The organism is Amycolatopsis pretoriensis (assembly GCF_900107925.1).
In the GTDB taxonomy this organism is placed as follows: domain Bacteria; phylum Actinomycetota; class Actinomycetes; order Mycobacteriales; family Pseudonocardiaceae; genus Amycolatopsis; species Amycolatopsis pretoriensis.
The window spans coordinates 37,630-58,703 of the sequence record NZ_FNUJ01000020.1; the positions used below are offsets into that span (position 1 = coordinate 37,630).

General features: G+C 70.4%; 21 protein-coding genes and 1 tRNA gene. 8 read left to right on the forward strand and 14 right to left on the reverse strand.

The features are described from left to right. Positions 1 to 38: 38 nt before the first annotated feature. Together BLV96_RS47895 and BLV96_RS47900 are read right to left on the reverse strand one after the other, a co-directional pair. Positions 39 to 284, reverse strand: a complete 246-nt coding sequence (locus tag BLV96_RS47895) for a hypothetical protein (protein WP_086672315.1) — start codon at positions 282 to 284, stop codon at positions 39 to 41. Between the two features lie 16 nt (positions 285 to 300). After that, entirely contained in the window at positions 301 to 2,049 is a 1,749-nt protein-coding gene (locus BLV96_RS47900; protein ID WP_086672313.1) for a M64 family metallopeptidase, read from the reverse strand. 63 nt (positions 2,050 to 2,112) lie between these two features. Here BLV96_RS47900 and BLV96_RS50220 point away from each other — a divergent pair, with 63 nt between their 5' ends. Then, the gene (locus BLV96_RS50220; RefSeq protein WP_086672311.1) at positions 2,113 to 2,760 is read left to right on the forward strand and encodes a hypothetical protein; all 648 of its coding nucleotides are present in this window, start codon (positions 2,113 to 2,115) and stop codon (positions 2,758 to 2,760) included. Between the two features lie 4 nt (positions 2,761 to 2,764). Here BLV96_RS50220 and BLV96_RS47915 read toward each other — a convergent pair whose 3' ends face one another. Continuing rightward, positions 2,765 to 3,433: a response regulator gene (locus BLV96_RS47915; protein ID WP_086672309.1), complete on the reverse strand. Its 669-nt coding sequence runs from the start codon at positions 3,431 to 3,433 to the stop codon at positions 2,765 to 2,767. Further along, complete coding sequence (locus BLV96_RS47920; protein WP_086672307.1) at positions 3,430 to 5,004, reverse strand: sensor histidine kinase; 1,575 nt, start codon at positions 5,002 to 5,004, stop codon at positions 3,430 to 3,432. The genes BLV96_RS47915 and BLV96_RS47920 overlap by 4 nt, the downstream gene beginning before the upstream one ends. A gap of 151 nt (positions 5,005 to 5,155) precedes the next feature. Here BLV96_RS47920 and BLV96_RS47925 point away from each other — a divergent pair, with 151 nt between their 5' ends. After that, entirely contained in the window at positions 5,156 to 6,508 is a 1,353-nt protein-coding gene (locus BLV96_RS47925; protein WP_086672305.1) for a cation:dicarboxylate symporter family transporter, read from the forward strand. Between the two features lie 139 nt (positions 6,509 to 6,647). Here BLV96_RS47925 and BLV96_RS47930 read toward each other — a convergent pair whose 3' ends face one another. Beyond that, positions 6,648 to 7,043 (reverse strand): winged helix-turn-helix transcriptional regulator, encoded by a 396-nt coding sequence (locus BLV96_RS47930; RefSeq protein WP_086672303.1) that lies wholly within the window; start codon positions 7,041 to 7,043, stop codon positions 6,648 to 6,650. A 105-nt stretch (positions 7,044 to 7,148) separates the two neighbouring features. Between BLV96_RS47930 and BLV96_RS47935 the strand changes: the two genes are divergently transcribed. Beyond that, complete coding sequence (locus BLV96_RS47935) at positions 7,149 to 8,594, forward strand: MFS transporter (protein ID WP_086672301.1); 1,446 nt, start codon at positions 7,149 to 7,151, stop codon at positions 8,592 to 8,594. Here BLV96_RS47935 and BLV96_RS47940 read toward each other — a convergent pair. The 4 genes from BLV96_RS47940 to BLV96_RS47955 form a co-directional block, all read right to left on the reverse strand. Then, positions 8,582 to 9,025, reverse strand: coding sequence for an SRPBCC family protein (locus BLV96_RS47940; RefSeq protein ID WP_086672300.1), 444 nt, complete (start codon positions 9,023 to 9,025; stop codon positions 8,582 to 8,584). The genes BLV96_RS47935 and BLV96_RS47940 overlap by 13 nt on opposite strands. A gap of 1 nt (position 9,026) precedes the next feature. Beyond that, entirely contained in the window at positions 9,027 to 9,749 is a 723-nt protein-coding gene (locus tag BLV96_RS47945) for an anti-sigma factor family protein (protein WP_086672298.1), read from the reverse strand. Beyond that, entirely contained in the window at positions 9,746 to 10,297 is a 552-nt protein-coding gene (locus tag BLV96_RS47950) for a sigma-70 family RNA polymerase sigma factor (protein WP_026469270.1), read from the reverse strand. The genes BLV96_RS47945 and BLV96_RS47950 overlap by 4 nt, the downstream gene beginning before the upstream one ends. Positions 10,298 to 10,442: 145 nt before the next feature. Then, a complete protein-coding gene (locus BLV96_RS47955; protein WP_086672294.1) occupies positions 10,443 to 10,937 on the reverse strand; it encodes a hypothetical protein in 495 nt (164 codons plus the stop codon). 223 nt (positions 10,938 to 11,160) lie between these two features. On the opposite strand from BLV96_RS47955, the gene BLV96_RS47960 reads away from it, so the two are divergent. Beyond that, positions 11,161 to 11,703: a hypothetical protein gene (locus tag BLV96_RS47960; RefSeq protein WP_086672292.1), complete on the forward strand. Its 543-nt coding sequence runs from the start codon at positions 11,161 to 11,163 to the stop codon at positions 11,701 to 11,703. Between the two features lie 3 nt (positions 11,704 to 11,706). Here the strand turns inward: BLV96_RS47960 and uvrA are convergent, their stop codons facing one another. Continuing rightward, positions 11,707 to 14,568, reverse strand: a complete 2,862-nt coding sequence (gene uvrA / locus BLV96_RS47965; RefSeq protein WP_086672290.1) for an excinuclease ABC subunit UvrA — start codon at positions 14,566 to 14,568, stop codon at positions 11,707 to 11,709. Between the two features lie 77 nt (positions 14,569 to 14,645). Further along, a complete protein-coding gene (locus BLV96_RS47970; protein WP_086672288.1) occupies positions 14,646 to 15,851 on the reverse strand; it encodes an acyltransferase family protein in 1,206 nt (401 codons plus the stop codon). Between the two features lie 109 nt (positions 15,852 to 15,960). Between BLV96_RS47970 and BLV96_RS47975 the strand changes: the two genes are divergently transcribed. From BLV96_RS47975 to BLV96_RS47990, 4 genes are all read left to right on the forward strand, one after another. Continuing rightward, positions 15,961 to 16,638, forward strand: a complete 678-nt coding sequence (locus BLV96_RS47975; protein ID WP_086672286.1) for an MBL fold metallo-hydrolase — start codon at positions 15,961 to 15,963, stop codon at positions 16,636 to 16,638. A gap of 106 nt (positions 16,639 to 16,744) precedes the next feature. Next, positions 16,745 to 16,814: transfer RNA gene (locus BLV96_RS47980), tRNA-OTHER, on the forward strand. A 66-nt stretch (positions 16,815 to 16,880) separates the two neighbouring features. Next, complete coding sequence (locus BLV96_RS47985) at positions 16,881 to 17,621, forward strand: hypothetical protein (RefSeq protein WP_086672284.1); 741 nt, start codon at positions 16,881 to 16,883, stop codon at positions 17,619 to 17,621. 212 nt (positions 17,622 to 17,833) lie between these two features. Continuing rightward, complete coding sequence (locus BLV96_RS47990; RefSeq protein ID WP_086672283.1) at positions 17,834 to 18,316, forward strand: AMIN-like domain-containing (lipo)protein; 483 nt, start codon at positions 17,834 to 17,836, stop codon at positions 18,314 to 18,316. A 15-nt stretch (positions 18,317 to 18,331) separates the two neighbouring features. Here BLV96_RS47990 and BLV96_RS47995 read toward each other — a convergent pair whose 3' ends face one another. From BLV96_RS47995 to BLV96_RS48005, 3 genes are read right to left on the reverse strand one after another with little or no spacing between them, the layout of a single operon-like run. Beyond that, positions 18,332 to 19,114 carry a DUF1684 domain-containing protein gene (locus tag BLV96_RS47995; RefSeq protein WP_086672282.1) on the reverse strand — a complete coding sequence of 261 codons (783 nt, stop codon included), beginning with the start codon at positions 19,112 to 19,114 and terminating at the stop codon, positions 18,332 to 18,334. 21 nt (positions 19,115 to 19,135) lie between these two features. Further along, positions 19,136 to 19,741 (reverse strand): hypothetical protein, encoded by a 606-nt coding sequence (locus BLV96_RS48000; RefSeq protein ID WP_086672281.1) that lies wholly within the window; start codon positions 19,739 to 19,741, stop codon positions 19,136 to 19,138. A gap of 7 nt (positions 19,742 to 19,748) precedes the next feature. Continuing rightward, positions 19,749 to 20,714 carry a hypothetical protein gene (locus tag BLV96_RS48005; protein ID WP_086672280.1) on the reverse strand — a complete coding sequence of 322 codons (966 nt, stop codon included), beginning with the start codon at positions 20,712 to 20,714 and terminating at the stop codon, positions 19,749 to 19,751. Between the last annotated feature and the right edge of the window lie 360 nt (positions 20,715 to 21,074).

A 21,074-nucleotide genomic window follows, 5' to 3' on the forward strand; every position in this document is an offset into this window, starting at 1 on the left:
GCAGGAACCCGGCCGGCCCGCGCTCCGGGTCGGCTGGATCACACTCGATATTCGGGCAGCACCCAGTTCGACATCAGGTCAGCGACGTCGGCTACCGCATCCTCGTCATCGTCCCGGCCTTCGGCGCGTAAGAAGAGCATGGTGTCGATGAGCTCCTGATACAGGTCCTCGCGTTTCACCCCGCGCTCGAGCTGCTCGACGAGGAGCGGCCTGATCTCGATGACGCTCCGCCCGGCCGCCACCTCCGCCAGAAGCCGGGCGCGAAACCCAGCCTCGCCCGTCATCCGTTTCGACCTCCTCCTACGGCAGCAGCGTCACCACGATCGACCGCGTCGGGCCCACGTTGCCCGCCGCGTCGATCGAACGGTACTCGATCCGATGGCGGCCGTAACCCGGTGTGCGGGTGGCGAACGGTGACACCGTCAACCCACCGGACCCGAGGTTTCCGTACGCCAACCCGTCGATCTCCGTCCCGCGTGCGGTGAACAGGTACGGCGCGTCCGGGTCCGTCGGCCAGCCGTAGTACTTGTGCCAGCCGTCGCCGTCCACGCGGAACTCCGGCATCCCGTCGGACGCCGTCAGCTTCATCGTGAACGAACCGTGGAACACCTGGTCCGACGGCAGCGAGACCGTCGTCGTCGGGCCGTCCGCGTCCACCGTCCAGGTCAGCGTGGTCCCGCCGGTCGTCGCCGCGAGCTTGTGCTGTCCGCGCGACTCCTTCAAGGCGAAGTCCGGGCCGCTGCCGGCCGGCCGGCCGTCGAGGGTCCAGCGGACCGGCGGGATCGACCCCGTCGGCTCCCCCGTCTCGACGTACACGACGTCGTGGCCGCCGACCGGGGCCGTGACCGGGGTCGACGCCACGACCGCCGGACCACCGGCCGGTGGCGTGACCACCGAGGTGTCGACCGTCCACGTGCGGGTCGCCGTCGGCCGGACAGCCGGGTCGCGGACGAACGGCGTCGGGTCGGTCACCGTCGCCGTCAGCGTGTGCTTGCCCGGCCGGACGTGCGCCTGCCGGAGGTCGAGCGCGTCGGAACCGCGCAGCGGACGGCCGTCGAGGGTCCAGGTCACGTCGAGGCGGTGGCTCACCGGGTGCATCGGCCGCACCCACACGACGCGGTCGGCCCCGATCGTCCCCGCCGGGGTGCCGCCGCCGATCAGCGGCACCTTCGCCGAGATCCGCTGCGTCATCCGCTCGCGGCCGACCTGGTCGAACGCGTAGCCGAGCGTCTTCATCATCGAGTGCGCGCTGGGCCGCCAGACGCCGGTCTGGGTGTAGAGGCCGCCTTCGAACCGCCCGATCCGGCCGCCGGACTCGCTGGGCTCGCCCAGCCAGCGCCACCACTTCGCGTGCTGGTCGCGCAGCTGCTGTTCGGTGAGCAGGGTGTGGTGGATCGAGTCCGGCTCGCCGCCCTCGTACGCGCCACCCGGGACGTTGCGGGCGTAGTAGTCGTACTCGTCGTCGAGACCGCCGAGCGAGTGACCCAGCTCGTGCGGGGAGATCAGGGCGGACAGCGCGTTCCCGCCGGACGCCGTCGCGTACGTGCCGCCCGCGCCGCCGTACGTGCCGCTGTTGGCCAGGGCGAGGATCTGCCGGTTGGCCCGGGTCGTGCCGGGGACGAGATCGGCGTACCGCTGCGCGGCGTCGTCGTCGACGGTCAGCAGCCGCTGGACGCTCTGTGCGTTGCAGCCGCCCCAGAAACCCATGTTCAACGGGGTGTCCCGCTTCGGCGCGTCGAGCGCGGGGTCACAGTCCACACCGGACTCGGGCGAGGCGATCGACACGGCGTAGACGTTGAAGTAGCTGCGGTAGGACTTGAACGGCTCGAGCGACCAGAGGGTGCTCACGTGCCGCTGGACGTCGGCGAAGAACTTCGCCTGTTCGGCCGCGGTGTAGCCGTCCCCGAGGACGACGAGGTTGAACCGCTGCGCGGCCGGCCCGGTCACCTGGACGTCGGTGACGGACGCGGCGGGTTCGGCGGCTTGCGCGGGGGTGGCGAGCCCGAGGGTCAGGACGACGGCGGCGAAGAATCCGGCCCACTTCGACATGGTCCCGGTCTACCGCACCGGAAAAGCCGCCGGAACCGCCGGAAGTCGGGCTATTCTCCGGGGATGGGGAACCGAGGGGGAATCCTGGCGACGGCCGCCGCGCTGGCGCTGCTGACGGCGTGCTCGACGCCGGCACCGGTGGCCCAGACCACCGCGACCACGACACCGGCACGGCCGACGACGACCGCGCCGTCGTCGGAGGCGCCGGCGCTGGGCCCGGGGCCGGGCTCCCAGCCGCCGACCACGCCGCAGCCGCCACCGCCGAACTCACCGGCCAAGGTGACGTCGGCCTGCCCGTTCCTGGGCGTGACGGAGTCGAGCGCCGCGATGGGCGTCGCCTTGGACACTTACGCGGTCGAGGAGGTGAAGACGACGCAGCGGGACGCCACGACCTACCACTGCAACTACGCCAGCCGGACCGGCGGCCGGCAGCTGCTCGACCTGTTCGTCACCGTCGTCCCGGGCACCGGGCAGGTCGCCTCCCTGGTCAAGGAGTGGACCAGGGACTGCAAGGGCCCGGCGAAACCGCTCGGCGGCGTGGCCGGCAGCACTACCCGCACCTGCTCGCTGGACGGCACCAACTCGGGCGACGTCATGGTGCTGGTGGCGAAGAAGTCCCACGGCCAGACCCGGTTGGCCGAGCTGTACGTCCGCCCCTTCACCGACGAGGTCCACACCAAGCTCGCCCAGCTCCTGAGCGACCGGCTATAAGTCGTTATACGCGAGTGAGCCGGTACCAGACCTCGGGCCGGCCCACCTGGCCGTAGTGTGGCTCCCGGTGCGCCATTCCGTTGTCCGCCAAGTACTCCAGGTATCTCCGGGCCGTCACCCGGGACGCGCCGATCGCCGAAGCCGCCGCGCCCGCGGAAAGCCCTTCCGCGGCTCCGGACAGCGCGTCCGTGATCGCCTCCAGGGTCTGGACGCTCATCCCCTTCGGCAGCGGCGGCTGCTCGGTCGTGCGCAACGCGCCCAGCGCCCGGTCGATCTCCGCCTGGCCCGTCACCTCACCGGACGCGTCGCGGAATTCCGTGTAGCGCTCCAGCTTTTCGCGCAGTGTCGCGAACGTGAACGGCTTCAGCAGGTACTGCACCACCCCCACCGACACCGCGGCCTTCACCAGGCCCAGATCGCGCGCGGACGTCACCGCGATGACGTCGATCGGCAGCCCGGCCGCGCGCAGGGACCGGCACACCGCCAGGCCGTGCGTGTCGGGCAGGTAGAAGTCCAGGAGCACCAGGTCGACCGGCTCGCGTTCGCAGAACCGCAGCGCGTCGCCGCCGGAATGGACGACACCGGCCACCGAAAAGCCCGGGAGCCGTTCGACGTAGACGCGGTGCGCCTCCGCGGCCACCGGCTCGTCCTCCACCACCAGCACCCGGATCACCGGTCCGCCTCCTGTCTGGGCAGCCGCACGGTGAACACCGCGCCGCCGTCGCGGCCGACGTCGACCGTGCCGCCGTAGCGGCGCACCGCCTGCCCCACCAACGCCAAGCCGAGCCCGTGCCCGTCCCCCGCCTTCGTCGACCAGCCGCGGCGGAAGACGTCGGCGTCCTCGGGCACGCCCGGGCCGCTGTCGGCGACGCGCAGCAGCAGCCCGTCGTCGCCGGTGCGGGCGGTGACGACGACCGCCGGCTTGCCGCCGCCGCGCACGGCCGCGTCGAGGCCGTTGTCGATGAGGTTGCCGAGGATGGTCACCAGGTCGCGGGCCTCGATGCCGAGCGAGACGTCGTCGATCACCGTGTCCGGCGTGACCGTCAGCTCGACCCCGCGTTCGCTCGCCTCCGCCGCCTTGCCCAGCAGCAGTGCCGCGAGCACCGGCTCGGCGACGGCGCCGACGACGCGGTCGGTCAGCTCCTGGGCGAGCGCGAGCTCGGCGGTCGCGAACTCCACCGCCTGCTCGGGTTTGCCGATCTCCACCAGGGAAACCACGGTGTGCAGCCGGTTCGCGGCCTCGTGCGCCTGCGACCGCAGCGCTTCCGCGAGGCCGCGGGCGGTGGTCAGCTCGCCGGTCAGCGTCTGCAGTTCGGTGTGGTCGCGCAGGACGACGACGGTGCCCTGCGCCCGGCCGCCGGAACGCACTGCGGTCGTGCTGACCAGCAGCACGCGCGCGTCGGTCAGGTGCAGTTCCTCGGCCCGGTTCTCCGCCGAAGTGAACGCTTGCGCCAGCTCGGCCGGCAGGCCCAGGGATGCCAGCTCGCGCCCGACGGGGTCGGCGTCGAGGCCGAGGAGGGCACGCGCGCCGTCGTTGCAGAGTCCGATGCGCCCGTCGCGGCCGACGAGCAGCACGCCTTCGCGGACCGAATGCAGCACGGCTTCGTGGTATTCGAACAGGTTGCTCAGCTCGTCCGGCGCGATCCCCCGGGTCTGGCGCCGCAGCCGGGCGCTGATCAGCCAGCCGCCCAGCGCGCCGACCACCAGCACCCCGCCGGAGACGCCGAACAGCGGCCACAGCCGCTCGCGCAGCTCCGCCGAGATCGCCGCGACGATGATCCCGACGGCGACCAGCGCGACCACCCGGTGTCCCGGCCCGAACACCGGGACGATCGTGCGCACCGACGGGCCGAGCGAGCCGGTGTAGGTCTCGGTGTAGGTCTGGCCGTGCTGCGCCTGGGCGATGTTCCCGATGTAGTGCTGGCCGATCAGCGCCGGGTTCGGGTGTGTGTAGCGGATCCCGGCCGGGCTCATGATCGTGATGAAGTCGACGCCGGTGTCGGCCTGCACCCGCACCGCGTACGGCTGCAGCGTCGCGCTCGGGTTCGGCGCCGTGGCCGCGCTGACGACGGTCGGGGCGTCGGCCACCGCCGTGGCGATGGCGCGGACCTGGTCGCGCGCGTTCTCGTTCACCGCGCGGGACGCGTCGAGGTAGGCGAACGTGATCCCGGCGCCGGCGAGCACGCAGAGCACCGCCAGCTGCAGCACGAGCAGCTGACGGGCGAGGCTCCAGCGGGTCCGCATCGTCGGGGGCACCTCCTCATACCAGCACACTCGCGCTCCGCCGGTGTCCGAAGGGGACGGTGCGCGAACTCAATGAACACAAGTGAGCCGGATCACCGGAGTGCGCCTACAGTGTGCCGCAACCTGGAACACCCCTGAGCTGGAGGCAACGGTGCCGACCCCACCGACCACCGAGGAGACCCCGCGCAAGCGGGACAAGACCCACTTCCTGTACCTGGCCGTGATCGTCGCGGTCGCGCTCGGGATCCTGGTGGGCTTCCTCTTCCCGGGCTTCGCCAAGGGCCTCAAGCCCCTCGGCGACGGCTTCGTCAACCTGATCAAGATGATGATCACGCCGATCATCTTCTGCACCATCGTCATCGGCGTCGGCTCGGTCGCGAAAGCGGCCAAGGTCGGCAAAGTCGGTCTGATGGCGTTGTTCTACTTCATCATCATGTCGACCTTCGCCCTGGCGATCGGCCTGGTCGTCGGCAACATCCTGCACCCGGGCACCGGCCTGCACCTCAACCCGGCCGACGTGAAGAGCGTCCAGAAGTCCGCCGGCGGCGCCGAAGGCCCGGTCGACTTCCTGCTCGGCATCATCCCCAAGACCCTCGTCTCCGCCTTCACCGAAGGCGAGGTCCTGCAGACGCTGCTGGTCGCGCTGCTCATCGGGTTCGCCCTGCAGAAGCTGGGCCCGAAGGGCGCCCCGATCCTGCGCGGTATCGAGCACATCCAGCGCCTGGTGTTCCGCGTCCTCGCGATGATCATGTGGGCCGCCCCGATCGGCGCGTTCGGCGCCATCGCCGCGGTGGTCGGCGCGACCGGGTGGGCGGCGTTGAAGAGCCTCGCCGTCATCATGGTCGGGTTCTACGCGACCTGCCTGGTGTTCGTGTTCGTGATCCTCGGGATCGTGCTGTGGCTCGGCGCCCGCGTCTTCATCTGGAACCTGCTGCGCTACCTCGGCCGCGAGTTCCTGCTGATCCTCTCGACGTCGTCGTCGGAGTCGGCGCTGCCGCGGCTGATCGCGAAGATGGAGCACGTCGGCGTCAGCAAGTCCGTCGTCGGCATCACGGTGCCCACCGGGTACTCGTTCAACCTGGACGGCACCGCGATCTACCTGACCATGGCGACGCTGTTCATCGCCGCCGCCCAGGACGAACCGCTGTCGATCGGTTCGCAGATCGGCCTGCTGGTCTTCATGATCATCGCGTCCAAGGGTGCGGCGGGTGTCAGCGGGTCGGGCATCGCGACCCTGGCGAGCGGCCTGCAGTCGCACCGGCCGGAACTGGTCAACGGCGTCGGCTTCATCCTCGGCATCGACCGGTTCATGTCGGAGGCCCGCGCGCTGACGAACTTCGCCGGCAACGCCGTCGCGACCGTCCTCATCGGAAACTGGACGAAGGAGTTCGACCGCGAGAAGGCGCAACGCGTCTTCGCCGGCCAGGAACCGTTCGACGAGGCGACGATGCTCGACGAGCACAGCCACGCGGCCGGGACCGACGACCTGGAACCCGCCAGGTAACACCGAAGGCGTTCGTGCTCACTGCCCCCGCTGAGCACGAGCCACGACGGGCCGCTGTGCGAGTCTCCCCGACCTCGCGCAGCGGCCCGTTTCCACGCCGAGAGCGGCACTTTCACGTGAAAGTGCCGCTCTCGGCGGTTCAGACGGCGGCGTCGTAGGCGACGCGCGCCGCCGCGATGTCCTCGCGGTGCTGCTCCGCCCAGCCGAGCAGACCGCTCAGCGACTGGTACAGCTCCTTCGCCATCGCCGTGGCTTCGTACTCCACGCGCGGCGGGACGGTCGGGTAGATCGTGCGCTCCAGGAGCCCGTCGCGTTCGAGGTTGCGCAACGTCAGGGTCAGCATGCGGCGGCTGATCCCGTTGACCGCGCGTTCCAGCTCGGTGAACCGCACCGGACCCCGGATGGCCTCCAGCAGGATGCCGATCGCCCACTTGCCGCTGATCCGGTTGATGACCTCGAGCACCGTGCAGACGTCGAGTTTCTCCGGGTCGATCTCGGTGACCTGGACGGGTACACCGATGTTCCCCTGGGACATGGAAGTGCCTCCTTACGCGCGCCCCCATAGTCACACATGATGGGCACTGTTACAAGAAGTGCCCTGGCAACGACCAGGGGGAACGCTCGACTGGAGGGGCCTGCCATGGCCGAGAACCATCCCATCCGCTCCCGCGGCCTCGCCCTGGCGGTGCTGTGCGCCGCGTCGCTGATGGTCGTGCTGGACAGCAGCATCGTCGCGGTGGCGCTGCCCGCGATCCAGGCCGACCTGGGGTTCACCCCCGCCGGCCTCGCCTGGGTCGTCACGGCGTACCTGGTCGCGTTCGGCGGCCTGCTCCTGATCTCCGGCCGGCTCGGCGACCTGCTCGGCCGGCGCCGCGTCTTTCTCGGCGGCTTGAGCCTGTTCACGCTGGCTTCGCTGGTCGCGGGCCTCGCTTCGGACGCGGGCGTGCTGGTGGCCGCTCGATTCGCCCAGGGCGTCGGCGGGGCGCTCGCGTCGGCCGTCGTGCTCGGCATGATCGTGACGATGTACCCCGAGCCGCGGGCCCGGGCGAAGGCGATCGGCGTCTACAGCTTCACGCAGGCCGCGGGCGCGTCGATCGGCCTCATCGCGGGCGGCGCGCTGACGCAGGCGCTGAGCTGGCACTGGACGTTCTACATCAACCTGCCGATCGGCGTGGTGGCGCTGGTGCCGGCGGTCCGGGTGGTCGCGCCGGACCGCGGCACGGGTCTGCGGGCCGGCCTGGACGTCCTCGGCGCGGTGCTGGTCACCGCGGCCGTGATGCTGGGCGTGTACGCGATTTCGTCGTCCGCGTGGGGCGCCTTGGCCGCCGCTTCGGTGTTGCTGGCGGCGTTCGTGGTGCGCCAGGCGAAGGCGCGCACGCCGCTGCTGCCGCTGCGGCTGTTCCGGGTCCGCGCGGTCGCCGGCGCGAACGTCGTGATGGTGCTGATGGTCGCCGGGATGCTGGGCTTCCAGTTCGTGACGGCGTTGTACCTGCAGCAGGTGCTGGGCCTCGACGCGCTGCGCACCGGCGTCGCGTTCCTGCCGGTGCCGGTGGTGATCGCGGTGGCGTCGCTGGGCTTCGCGGACAAGCTGGCGACGCGGTTCGGGCCGCGGACGGTGCTGCTGTCCGGCCTGGGCCTGGTGATCGTGGGCTTGCTGCTGCTGACGCAGGTCGGCGACGGCTACTTCACCGGCGTGCTGCCGCCGCTGCTGCTGATGGGTCTCGGCGCGGGCGCGGCGATCCCGGCGCTGATGGGACTGGCGATGTCGGACGTCCCGGCCGGGGACGCGGGGGTGGCGTCCGGGCTGATCAACACCACGCAGCAGGTGGGCGCGGCGATCGGCACGGCGGTGCTGGCTTCGGTGGCCGCGTCCCGCACGGCGGGCCTGTCCGGTGTGGACCACCGCGAGGCCTTGGCGGCGGGGTTCCGGCTGGCGTACGGGGTGAGCGCGGGCTTCCTGGTGACGGCGGTGGCGCTGGGCGGCCTGGTATTGGCGCGCCGCCAGCGCCCCAATGTGGCCTTGGTTGCGTCAGACGCACCGAAGGCCACATTGGGGCGCTTGGAGCCGGAGTGTCAGGCCAGGTAGGCCGACAGGCCACGGTGGCCCCGCCGCATCATCAGCGCGTGGTTCGCGCGGAAGAGCGGCCGGGCCACCGCGTCGAGCCGCCGCAGCAGCTCCTTGCGAGCCTGGACTTCCTGGGTGATCTGCAGGAGCGTGCCCGCGCCCGCCGCGCGGACCGCTCCCGCCAGCACCCCGTCCAGGTCGCCGCTCAACCGGACCCGCAGCAAGCCGGCCCGTTCGTCCTGGTGGTCCCGGTGCATCCGGACCACCAGGCGGAACGGCAGCCGGGACCGGCAGATCAGCTCGGCGGTGTCGTCGTCCACCCGGCGCACCGCGCGGACGTCCGACCACCACCGCGGGTAGCCGGCGAGGTCGGTGACCGCGCCGAACACCCGCTCGGGCGCGGTACCGGGCAGCAGCCACGTGCTGCTGAACCGGTAGCGCGCGCCCGTCACGTCACACCTGGGCCGAGACCAGCTTCCGGCCGTCCACCGTGACGATGTCGACCGACTTGACGTCGTCGGGCGCGACCAAAGCGGAACCGTCGAGCGAGAAGCCCGAACTCTCCCACTTCTCGGACACCTTCCAGCTGCCGGCGGTGACCGCCTGGCCTTCCTTCGTGACGACCTGCAGCAGGCACTGTTCCCCGGCCTTTACGCCCTTCACGGCGACGTTGACCTTGACCCAACCGGCGAACGGGCTCACCGAAGCGGCCAGCTGCACGCCGCTCGTCGGATCCCGGCCTTCGATGGTCTTCGTTCCCGGTGGCGCGTCCGGCGCGGGGGCCGGCGCGGCGATGCTCGTGTCGGCCGTCTGCCGGCCGACCAGGACCCCGCCGCCGAGCGCCGCCACGACCAGCACGGCCGCCGCGACCAGGGCCAGGCCCCGGCGTGACGTCGAACGGCCCGAGGAGCGGGCCGGCAGTGCTTCTTCTTCGTCGCGCACCCGCCGCAGCGTCTTCTGCAGCAGCAGGTCCCCGCCCTCGGGCGGCCCGTCGAGGAACGCCTCGGGCGGTACCTCGTCGAGCGACTCGCGCAGGGCGACGAGCTCGTTCAGGTCGAACCGGCACTGCGCGCAGGTCTGCAGGTGCCGCCGCTCGAAGTCGGCCGCCTCCCCGGGATCGAGCGCGCCGAGGGCGTACGCGCCGAGCTGCGTGTGACTCTCGTCGACCGAGTTCATCGCGCCACCTCCGTTCCACTCGATATCATCGCTGCTCTCAGCGCTCTCAGTGCGTAATAAGACCTTGATTTCACGGTACCCGGTGCGACGCCCAGTGTTCTCGCCGCTTCGGCCACCGTCCGTCCCCGGTAGTAGATCTCCACCAGGACCTCTCGGTGTTCGTTCGAAAGGCCGTCCATCGCGCCGAGCACCGTCATCGAGTCGACCACGCCCTGGGCGTGATCGCGTTCGACGGCCGGTGTCGGCACGCCTTCGGCCGGTTCGGCCACCTCTTGGGGCCGCGCCGCCCGGGCACGCGCCCGGTCGGTGACCAGGTTGCGCGCGACGGTCAGCAACCAGCCGCGCACCGAGCCCTTCCCGTCGTTCTGCAAGTCGTCGGCGTGTTTCCACGCGCGGACCAGTGTCTCCTGGACCACGTCCTCGGCCGCCGCCCGATCACCGGTCAGCCTCGTCGCGTAGGCCAGCAGGCTCCGGCCGTGTTCGGCGTACAGCTGCCGAATCAAGTCCTCGCCCTTGGCCTTCTTAGGCCGCCTGCCTCCTATGGCCACCCTCGTCCTCCCGACGGTGTTCTGAGTCGGCGAGGACAGTACTGCAACCCGCAGCGCCACCGGCGGTGCGTGCGTCGAGCGCAGCGCGACCATGGTGTTCATCGGCTGCCCGTCCTTCCTCGTTCTGCCCGGAATCCGTCGTCGGTCAGGACCCGGAGGCCCTGGCCGCGGTGATCTTGCTGCCGTCGGGGGCGATCGCGAACCAGGTGCCGTTGACGCCCTGGCCGTTCGCGTCGCCCAGCGCCCGGTCGCCCGAGAACTGGTACAGCGGCCAGCCGTTGAGCGTCAGCTGCTTGCTGCCGTCCTTGCGGATCACCGTCCCGACCTGGGTCTCCTGGATGCCCTTGAGCATCGGTGTCGCCTCCCCGGCGAGCGCCGGCGGCCAGGACGACGCGCATTCGCCGTCGCAGTTGGACGTCGGCGGCTGCGAGAGGTCCTTGTCGAACCGGTAGAGCGTCCGGCCGTCGGCGTCGGTGACCACCGCGCCGAGCCCGTTGACGGAGCCGGCGGACAGCATCTTGTGCCCCGGCTGACCGTGTTCCGGCCCCTGTGCCCCGGAGGCCATGTCGCCGCACGCCGACAACGGTGCGACGACGGCGATCGCGGCGGCGCAGAGGACGGCCGTCCGGATACGGTTCATGACGTTTCTCTCCTCGGTGAGGGCGGCACCGCCGTCCGGCGGACCTCGACACCTGGAGACACGGACGGTTGCGGAAAACGGTTCAGCGGTGTTTCGCACGGTTCGGTGCCGGTTCGCCGGCGGATTGGTGCGTCCCGGTGATCGGCACGATCTTGTCGCCGTGCGGGCGGGTTCCTAAGCTGATCACGTTCGCCCCGCCGCCCCGCTCGTCCCGGGAGCCGCCGTGTCCGCGAAACCCCTCCTGTGCGTGGCACTGCTGGCCGCCGGCTGTTCGGCTGCCGCGCCGCCGCCGGCGTTCACCGCTTCGCTGACGTCACCGACCGACGTGGTGTTGACGTGGCCGGACGACGCCGCCGGGCACCGCGTCGAGTACGCCAACGACCCGGCCGGGCCGTGGACGACGCTGCGGTTCCTGCCCGCCCACACGACGAGCTATCACCACCCGGACCTGATCCCGGAAACACCGTTCTACTACCGGGAACAGCCGTTCACCGGCCCGGTCTCGACCGAGCTGCACGCGGTGACGTCGGGCGGCACGGTGACGTTCACGTGGACCGACCGCACGAGCGACGAAGCCGGCTTCCTGCTGGAGATCCGGCGGCCGGGCACGCCGGACTTCGACCCGGTCGAGGTGACCGACCCGGACGCGACGACGTGCGCGCTGTCGCTGCTGCCCGGCGAGGAGCACTCGGAGTTCCGGCTCCGGGCGCTGCACTACGGCCCGCTCTCCCCGGTGGTCCACCAGACCACCGGGAAGGAGCGGTAGCCGTCAGTCCCCCGTGAGCACCGTCCGCAGGAACTCGCCGGTGTAGCTGCCCTCGACCTCGGCGACGTGCTCCGGCGTGCCCTCGGCGATCACCGTGCCACCGCCGTTGCCGCCCTCCGGGCCCATGTCGATGATCCAGTCGGACGTCTTGATCACGTCGAGGTTGTGCTCGATCACGATCACCGAGTTGCCCTTGTCGACCAGGCCGTTGATCACGCCGATCAGCTTGTTGATGTCCTCGAAGTGCAGGCCGGTGGTCGGCTCGTCGAGGATGTACACCGTCTTGCCGGTCGAGCGCTTCTGCAGCTCGCTCGCGAGCTTGACGCGCTGCGCCTCGCCGCCCGACAGCGTCGGCGCGGGCTGGCCGAGCCGGACGTAGCCGAGGCCGACGTCCACCAGCGTCTGCAGGTGGCGGTGGATGGCCTTGATCGGCTCGAAGAACTCGGCCGCTTCTTCAATCGGCATGTCGAGCACGTCCGAGACGGTCTTGCCCTTGTAGTGCACCTCGAGGGTTTCCCGGTTGTACCGCGCGCCCTTGCAGACCTCGCAGGGGACGTAGACGTCCGGCAGGAAGTTCATCTCGATCTTGATCGTGCCGTCGCCGGCGCACGCCTCGCAGCGGCCGCCCTTGACGTTGAACGAGAACCGGCCCTGCTGGTAGCCACGCACCTTCGCCTCGGTGGTCGCGGCGAACAGCTTGCGGACGTGGTCCCAGACGCCGGTGTAGGTGGCCGGGTTGGACCGCGGGGTCCGCCCGATCGGCGACTGGTCGACCCGCACCAGCTTGTCGACGTTGCCGAGGCCGTTCACGCGGGTGTGGCGGCCCGGCACCTGGCGGGCGCCGTTGAGCTTGTTCGCCAGCACCGTCGCGAGGATGTCGTTGACCAGCGTGGACTTGCCCGAGCCGGAGACGCCGGTCACCGAGACCAGGCAGCCGAGCGGGAAGGAGACGTCCAGCCCGCGCAGGTTGTGCTCGCGCGCGCCCACGACGGTCAGCTGGCGCTTCTTGTCGATCGGGCGCCGGATCGCCGGGATGTCGATCTTCCGGCGGCCGGACAGGTACTGCCCGGTCAGGGAGTCCTTGCTCTTGAGCAGCTTCTTGTACGGTCCACTGTGGACGATGTGGCCGCCGTGCTCGCCCGCGCCCGGGCCGATGTCGACCACCCAGTCGCTGGAGCGGATCGTGTCTTCGTCGTGCTCGACGACGATCAGCGTGTTGCCCAGGTTCCGCAGCCGGGTCAGCGTCTCGATCAGGCGGTGGTTGTCGCGCTGGTGCAGACCGATCGACGGCTCGTCGAGGACGTACAGCACGCCGACGAGGCCCGAGCCGATCTGCGTGGCGAGCCGGATCCTCTGCGCTTCACCACCCGAAAGAGTGGCGGACGCGCGGTCGAGCGACAGGTACGTCAAGCCGACGTCGAGCAGGAAGCGCAGGCGGGCCTGGATCTCCTTCAGGACCGCGCCGGCGATCATCGCCTCGCGCTGCCCCAGCTCCAGCTCGTCGAGGAACTGCGACGCCTCCGCGATGGACAGCCCGCAGACCTCGGCGATCGACATGTCACCGCGGGTCTTGTGGGCGAGGGTCACCGCGAGGATCTCCGGCTTGAGCCGGGTGCCCTGGCAGGCCGGGCACGGCACCTCGCGCATGTAGCCCTCGTACCGCTCGCGCATGTACTCGGACTCGGTCTGCTCCTGGCGCCGCTCGAGGAACGGGATGACGCCCTCGAACGCCGCGTAGTACGAGCGCTGGCGGCCGTAGCGGTTCTTGTAGCGGACGTGGACCTGCTCGTCGACGCCGTGCAGGACGGCCTTCTGGGCACGCGCGGGCAGCCGCCGCCACGGCGTGTCCATCCGGAAGCCGATGGTCTCCGACAGCGACTCGAGCAGGCGGATGAAGTAGTCCGCGCTCTGGCCGCCCGACCACGGCGCGATCGCGCCCTCGGCCAGGGACAGCTCGTCGTCGGGCACCACCAGCTCCGGGTCGACCTCCTTGCGGATGCCGATGCCGGTGCACTCGGGGCAGGCGCCGTAGGGCGAGTTGAAGGAGAACGAGCGCGGCTCGAGGTCCTCGATGGCCAGCGGGTGGCCGTTGGGGCAGGCCAGGTTCTCGGAGAACCCGCGGATGCGGTGCGGGTCGTTCTCCGGCAGGTCGACGAACTCGAGCTCGATCAGCCCGTCGGCCAGGCGCAGCGCCGTCTCGACCGAGTCGGTGAGCCGCTGGCGCGAAGACGACTTCACGCTCAGGCGGTCGATGACCACGCCGATCTGGTGCTTTTCCTGCTTCTTCAGCTTCGGCGGGTCGGTGAGCGAGTGCACCGCGCCGTCGACGACCACGCGCGCGTAGCCCTGCTGCTGCAGGTTCTCGAACAGGTCGACGTACTCGCCCTTGCGGCCGCGCACGACCGGCGCGAGCACCTGGAAGCGGACGCCTTCGTCCATCTCCAGCACCTGGTCGACGATCTGCTGCGGGGTCTGCTTGCTGATCGGCTCGCCGCACTTGGGGCAGTGCGCCTTGCCGGCGCGGGCGTAGAGCAGGCGCAGGTAGTCGTAGACCTCGGTGATCGTGCCCACGGTGGAGCGCGGGTTGCGCGAGGTCGACTTCTGGTCGATCGACACCGCGGGCGAGAGGCCCTCGATGAAGTCGACGTCCGGCTTGTCCATCTGCCCGAGGAACTGCCGGGCGTACGCCGAGAGCGACTCGACGTACCGGCGCTGCCCTTCGGCGAAGATGGTGTCGAAGGCGAGGCTCGACTTCCCCGACCCGGACAGGCCGGTGAACACGATCAGGCTGTCGCGGGGCAGGTCGAGATCCACGCCGCGGAGGTTGTGCTCGCGGGCACCGCGAACAACGAGGCGATCAGCCACGCCAGGGTCCTCTCAATGTCTTCTTCAGCTGCGGTCGCTCACCCGGTGTCAGGCTGCACGGGTGGCCGCGATCCATGCTACGAGCCACCACCGACAAAAACGGGTTCCGCGTCCTTGACCTGCGGTTCTTCGGGCTTTCGACGTCTGGTGAGCCACCGGTGGGCCGGGCGTTCGACCCCCGCGGTGACCGCCCAGCCGGCCAGCACGGCGGCGCCGACGACGACGGGGAGCCGCAGCCAGCCGGGGAGGCCGAGGTCGAGCAGGGCGCGGGCCAGGACGTAGCCCAGCTCCTGGTGCACCAGGTAAAGACCATACGAGATGCCCGCGAGCCAGGTGACGGCCGGGGCGATTCGCGCGAGTCCCGGGAACCGCCAGTCCGGGCCGCGGGCGGCCAGGCAGACCAGCAGGAGCAGCACGGCGAACCCGATCGTGGACGGCCAGCGCTGCGCGTCCTGCGGCAACGCGACGTGGAACGGGAAGACCTGCAGGTCCTGCGCGGCCACGGCGGCGGTGACGAAGAGTGCGATGTGCCACGTCTTCAGCCGCCGTTGCGCCCACAGCCAGATCGCGACGCCGATGGCGAAGACGTGCAGCCGGTGCAGGCCGAGGCCGTAGTAGAACGTCTCGACGACCGGGCTCGCCGTCCCGGGCGCGAAGACGGGGAAGCGCAGCGCGAGCGGGACGAGGATCAAGGACCACAGCAGCGCGACGGTCAGCCGGTGGGTGCGCCACGACCGCGGCCACAGCAGGGCGGCGCCGGTGAAGGCCAGCAGCTGCACCGGCAGCGTCCAGTAGGAGCCGTCGAGGTAGTAGAACGTCTCGGACCGGATGCCCCACTCCTGCACCATGCCGAGGTTGGCGAGCAGGTCCAGCCAGGTCGGGATGTACCACGGCGAGGGGTTCGACGGCGGGCCCTGCGGAACGCCGAAGAGGAACCCGGTGACGCCGGGCGGGTAGGGCAGGCCGCTGAAGGAGATGGCGGCCCAGCGCGTCACGACGTAGGTCAGCAGGACGGCGACGAGGTAGGCCGGCACGAGGCGCGCGACGCGGTTCCAGAGCCACCGGCGCGGATTGCCCTTGCGGAGGCTGGCGCAAACGAAGTAGGCGGAGATCACCAGCAGGATGGCCGCGCCGAACTGCGCGGTCACCCGCACGGGGTACCCCGTCAGCTCGGGGTGCAGCAGGGCCCCCTGGTGGGTGACGTGCCCGAGGATGACGGCGAGAACGGCGACGACCCGGAGGAGGTCCCAGCTGATCCGGCGCGGCGTCGGGGAGGTGGGCACGGTCGTCCTGAGGTCGGCTGGGCTGGGGTCGCTGTGAGCCTACGTGCCGGGGTGGGCGCGCGCTTGTGCGGGTGGAACCGGTTGGAGCGAAACGACTACCGTGTGCCAGGTGAACATCGTGGAGACCTACACGGGGCACGTCGACCCGGGCGGCGACGCCACCCGCCGCACCCTGGACGCGCTGACCATCACCAAGCTGTCCGTCGGCCCGATGGACAACAACGCGTACCTGCTGGTGTGCCGGGCGTCGAACGAAGCCCTGCTCATCGACGCGGCGAACGACCCGGAGCGCATCTCGGACCTGATCGGCCACGGCCCGGACCGGCCGGCGTTGCGGACGGTGGTGACCACCCACCAGCACCAGGACCACTGGCAGGCGCTGGGCGCGGTGGCGGGGGCGAACGGAGCCAACACGGCGGCCCACCCGTTGGACGCTTCGCCGCTGCCGGTGCCGCCGGACTTCTTGGTGGAGCACGGGGACACGCTGACGGTGGGACAGGTCACTCTTTCGGTGATCCACTTGAGGGGCCACACGCCGGGGTCGATCGCGTTGCTGTACCGGGATCCTTCGGGGCACCCGCACCTGTTCACCGGGGACTCGCTGTTTCCGGGCGGGGTGGGGCGGACCACGTCGCCGGAGGACTTCACGTCTTTGGTGGACGATGTTTCGGCGCGGATTTTCGATGAGCTGCCGGATGAGACTTGGTTCTATCCGGGACACGGGGACGACTCGACGTTGGGGGCTGAGAGGCCGAAGCTGAAGGAGTGGCGCGAGCGCGGCTGGTAAGGTTGCGTGCCCGTGGCGCGAGAGCTCCGACGGGTAACCTTTGACTGCCGGCGTCTCTCCGGCGCCTAACCTGATCAGTTGGCGCCACCAGGAGAGATACCCGGATGGCCGATTGGTGTAATGGTGAACACACCTCAATTGCGAGGAGTTCCCGGGTTCGATTCCCGGGTCGGCTGAGCGCAGGGGCTGCCCCTGCGCTCAGCCGACCCTGGAATCCCAGAGTTCACACAGGAATTCACATCGTGTCCTCTTTCAAGGTCTGGAAATATCACCACAGCAACTCAGACTTACTCGAAATCGGGTTCACAACCACGACACGATACTGCAAGGAATTCATCCGACAGGGCCGCCAGCGAGAGGCGGACTCTCAAACCCGGCTGGCCGCGGTCAACCTGGCCGCACTCTTCGAGAGCCGCCTGATGGAACTGATCTTCCACGAAGATTCAGCCGTCTACGCCGATCGAGGCAGGATTCTTGCCTGCGCCACAATGTCCGGCACCTGGCGCAAATTGGTGGACGAAGGCTTCGCTCAACTCGAAGGCATTCGCCTCAGCCTGGTCCCCCGAGGCTTGAGGTCCTCGAACAAATCTCGCCACACGGAGATCATCACCGCAATCGACGACCATGTGGTGCCACTGATCGAACTCAGGAACGCGTTGGCGCACGGAGGCTGGGAATACACGCTGACTGATGATCGGATGACAGTCTCGCAGACCAAGATGCAACACCTCCGGACCACGTCGTTGTGGCATCTCCAGGTGCAACACAATCTCTTCGGCCATCTTTACAAAGCCGTCTATGACCTGCTGATAGCGAAGTCATTCGAACGCGACTTCGACAAGCATTTCAACAACCTGCACGCAGCAACCGCCAGACTGAAAAGGAACGGTTCGAAGGACTGGGAGGCGATGCTCCAGCGGAGGTGGCAGCGACGCCCCGCACGAATGCATTTACCTCCCGCAACCAAAAGAGCCATACCCTGACGGAGTGATACAACACCGCGACGCTCGGTCGCCAAGCGCTTGCGTCGATGTCGACAGGTCGGGGATCGGGTCGCGTCCGCCGAGACTGCCCGCCACGTTCGGAGCAGCCGGGTAACGATAAGGGACTCCCGCGCAACTCCCGGACCAACCGGACGTCCCCCGAGAACCCAGCGCTGGGACTTCCACCGGTTCACTCCCGCAGGAGGTCCACCATGTCCAGACCCGTCAGACGCGCCCTTCTCGCGGTCACCCTGCTGCTCGCCGCGAGCGTGGCCGCCGCCGCGCCGGCTCAGGCCGTCAACAGCGTTCCCACCCTGACCGCCATCCGGACCGGGAACAACCCCACCTTCGACCGGGTTGTGCTCGATCTCGGTCCCGGGAGCGCGCCCACTCCCGGCTACCAGCTCGTCGACGAGCTCATCGCCGATCCGAGCAGCGAAATCGTGTGGCTCACCGGGGAGTACTTCATCAACGTCAGCGTGCCGTACGCCGCGGCGCACGATGACAACGGGAATCCCACCTACACCGGGCCGGTGAAGTTCCGGACCCGGAACCTGAGCAACGTCATGGCCGTCGCCGTGATCGGGGACTGGGAGGCGCACCTGCTGATCGGGCTCGGGGTGCGGTCGCGGACCACGGTGAACGTCTTCACGCTCACCGCGCCCAACCGCGTCGTCATCGACGTGGCCCACTAGGGGACAGCGGGGGAGTCACCCGCGCTCGTGCGGGATCTTCTCCCCCGCCTCCACCGCGAACGGCAGGTCGTTGCCCGCCGGCGGCAGCGGGCACGTCGCGAAGTCCGTGAACGCGCACGGCAGGTTCACCGCCCGGTTGAAGTCCAGCGTCACCGATCCGTCGGCCGACGGCGCGCCGACCGGCAGCGAACGGTTCGCCGCGTACGTCGTCACCCCGCTCGTCCCGTCGGTGAACAGGATGCTCAAGCCGCCTTCTTTGCCGTTGAACGCCGTCAGCGTGTGCGTCTGGCCGCCAAAAGAAAAGTGCACCACTCCCGGCGCCGTGTAGACGTGGCTCAGGCCCTCCACCACGGCCCCGACCGTGGTCGGCCGCGGCGCGTCGAACGGCTCGAAGCGCCCCTCGATCACCCAGGAGGGAGACGGCTCGTACGCCGGGACGCCGTGGAACGCCCTCAGCACCTCGGCCTTCGGGTCGTGCACGCGGATCAGGTACCCCGACCGGCGCGCGACCTCGATCTCGACGTCGCCGGCCAGCACCCGCGTGCCCGCGCCGCTGTTGACCAGCTCGAACCGGCGGACCTCCGTGATCGGCGAGCCCTCGTGCGTCAGCGACGCGCCGGCCGGGTCGACGTACGCCGCTTCCGCGTCCTGCCACCAGCGGCCGGGGATGCCGGGGTACTCGCGCGGGGAATCGGTCAGCCAGTCGAGCGACACCAGCGCCAGCCAGCCGTGCGGCGCCGCGAGGTCCTCCTCGCGCCGGGTCTTCCAGTCCTGCCACTCGCTCGTGAACGTGCTCATCGCGGGCCCCTTTCCCGTCGGCTACGACGGTGCCAACCCACCGCCCGGGCCGGTATTCCGCGTCCCAGTATCCGGACCGGTCCGCAACCACGCGATTTCGCGCTCGCCGCCGGCCGGGACGACCACGCGCCGGAACCCCGGCCCGTCCGGGAGCGCCGCGTGGAACCGGTCGGAGACGATCAGCAGCTGGTCCAGCTCCGGCGCCGCGGCGAGCGCCGCCTTCAGCACCTCGGCTTCGCACAGCCAGACCGCCAGCGCGACCGCGGCGCCGCCGAAGTTCGGCGGGCGCAGCACGACGTCGCCGTGGTCGGCCGCGAGCCGCAGCCGGAGCCGGCCGAACTCGTTGAGGTGGCGGTTGCGGCGCCCCAGCGCGCCGGCCACCTCGCCGGCGAACTCCCCCGCCACCCACGGCAGCGGCACGGCCGGCGGGATGACCAGCGTCGTGCTGTCCCCCTCCGGCCGGCGGTACCACGTCGGCGTGCGGTACGGCACCGGGACGCGGTCGAACACCTCGTCCAGCACCCCGTCGAGGATGGTGCCGAGGTGCACCGCGCGGGCGGTGCCGCCGCGGCTCGGGGCGACGATCCCGATCCGGACGACGGTCGCGGCCACCGGAACGGTGCGCATGACCTCCTCAGTCCTCCCGGGGGTCGAAGGACCACTGCAGGCCGTAGCTCAGCCCCTGGTGCAGCTCGTGGAACTCGAGCCCCACCTCGCCGACCCGGTTGACCGTCAGCGCGTCGCCGGAGTCGACGCCGTCGTCGACGACCCGGCCCGGCACGCCGTTGAGCCGCCACACGCGCGACGGCGGCGCCGCGCGGTCGAACCGCACGCGCACCGAGAACTCTTCGCACCGGCGCAGGGGTGTCATGACGTAGTAGGGCCGCAGCGACGTGCGCCGCGGCGCGAACCGGATGCCGTACTCATGGCGCTGGCCCAGCCGCAACGGGCTGGGCAGCCGCATGATGAACTGCGCGTGGCTCACCGACACCTGGCGCGCTTCGACGATTTCGCCGCCGAACAGGACGTCGGCGGTGATGTCCGGGACGGGGTCGCTGCCCGGCTCGGCCGGGACGCTGAACGAGAGCACGAGCTCGTCGAGCTCGTCGACCTCCGCGACGATCCGGCGTTCTTCCTCCAGGTCCGGCGGGTCGCGGTCGAGCCGCAGCCGCGCCTTCATCGACTCGACGTACCAGCCGGCCAGCGGGTGCAGGTCGCGCCCGGCCGGGGGCGCGCCGAGCAGCTCGTCGAGCCGGCGGAACGCCAGGTCGATCCGGCGGCGGGCGGTGCGCGGGTCGCGGTCCAAGACGCTGGCCAGCCACGAGATCCGCCGGTCGAGGAACTCCCCCGCGGCCTCTTCGTGCAGGCCGAGCGCCGCGAGCGCGGCCAGCCGCAGGTCGGCGGGCAGCCGGCCGCACAGCTCGGTGAGCCGCAGCACGAGCTTCTGGCGGGCGGCGGCGGGCTGGTCGGCGGCGGTGATTTCGCACGCTTCGCGCAGGCAGGGGCCGATCCGCTGGTGCAGGTCGGCCGCGTCGAGCCCGCGGCCGCGGCGCAGTTCGTTCAGCTCGCGTACGAACGGGAAGGAGTTCTCCGGTCGCATCCCACCCCCTCCCGTGCCCGGTGGAATCGAACGACCACATTACCAAGCGCGATTCCGCGCCGACGTGACAGATCCTGGACATCGCATTCGCGGAATACCCGGCCGGCCGACCCCCCACGAGCCGGCCGGCCGGGCCGCCGCGGGTCAGTTCGCGCCGAAGATCAGCGCCCAGACTGAGTGGCTCTCCATCACACACACCTCCTCATCGCTGCACCCAGGCCGAGACGGGGAGCGGAGCGGAGCCGTGCGACGTCGGCGCGTCCGGTTCCGCCGCGTTTCCGGTGGCCGTCAGGAATCCCAGAACGGCCCCGACCACGAACGCGGCGAAGACGGATTTCACCAGGGTCAAGATCCTGCAGT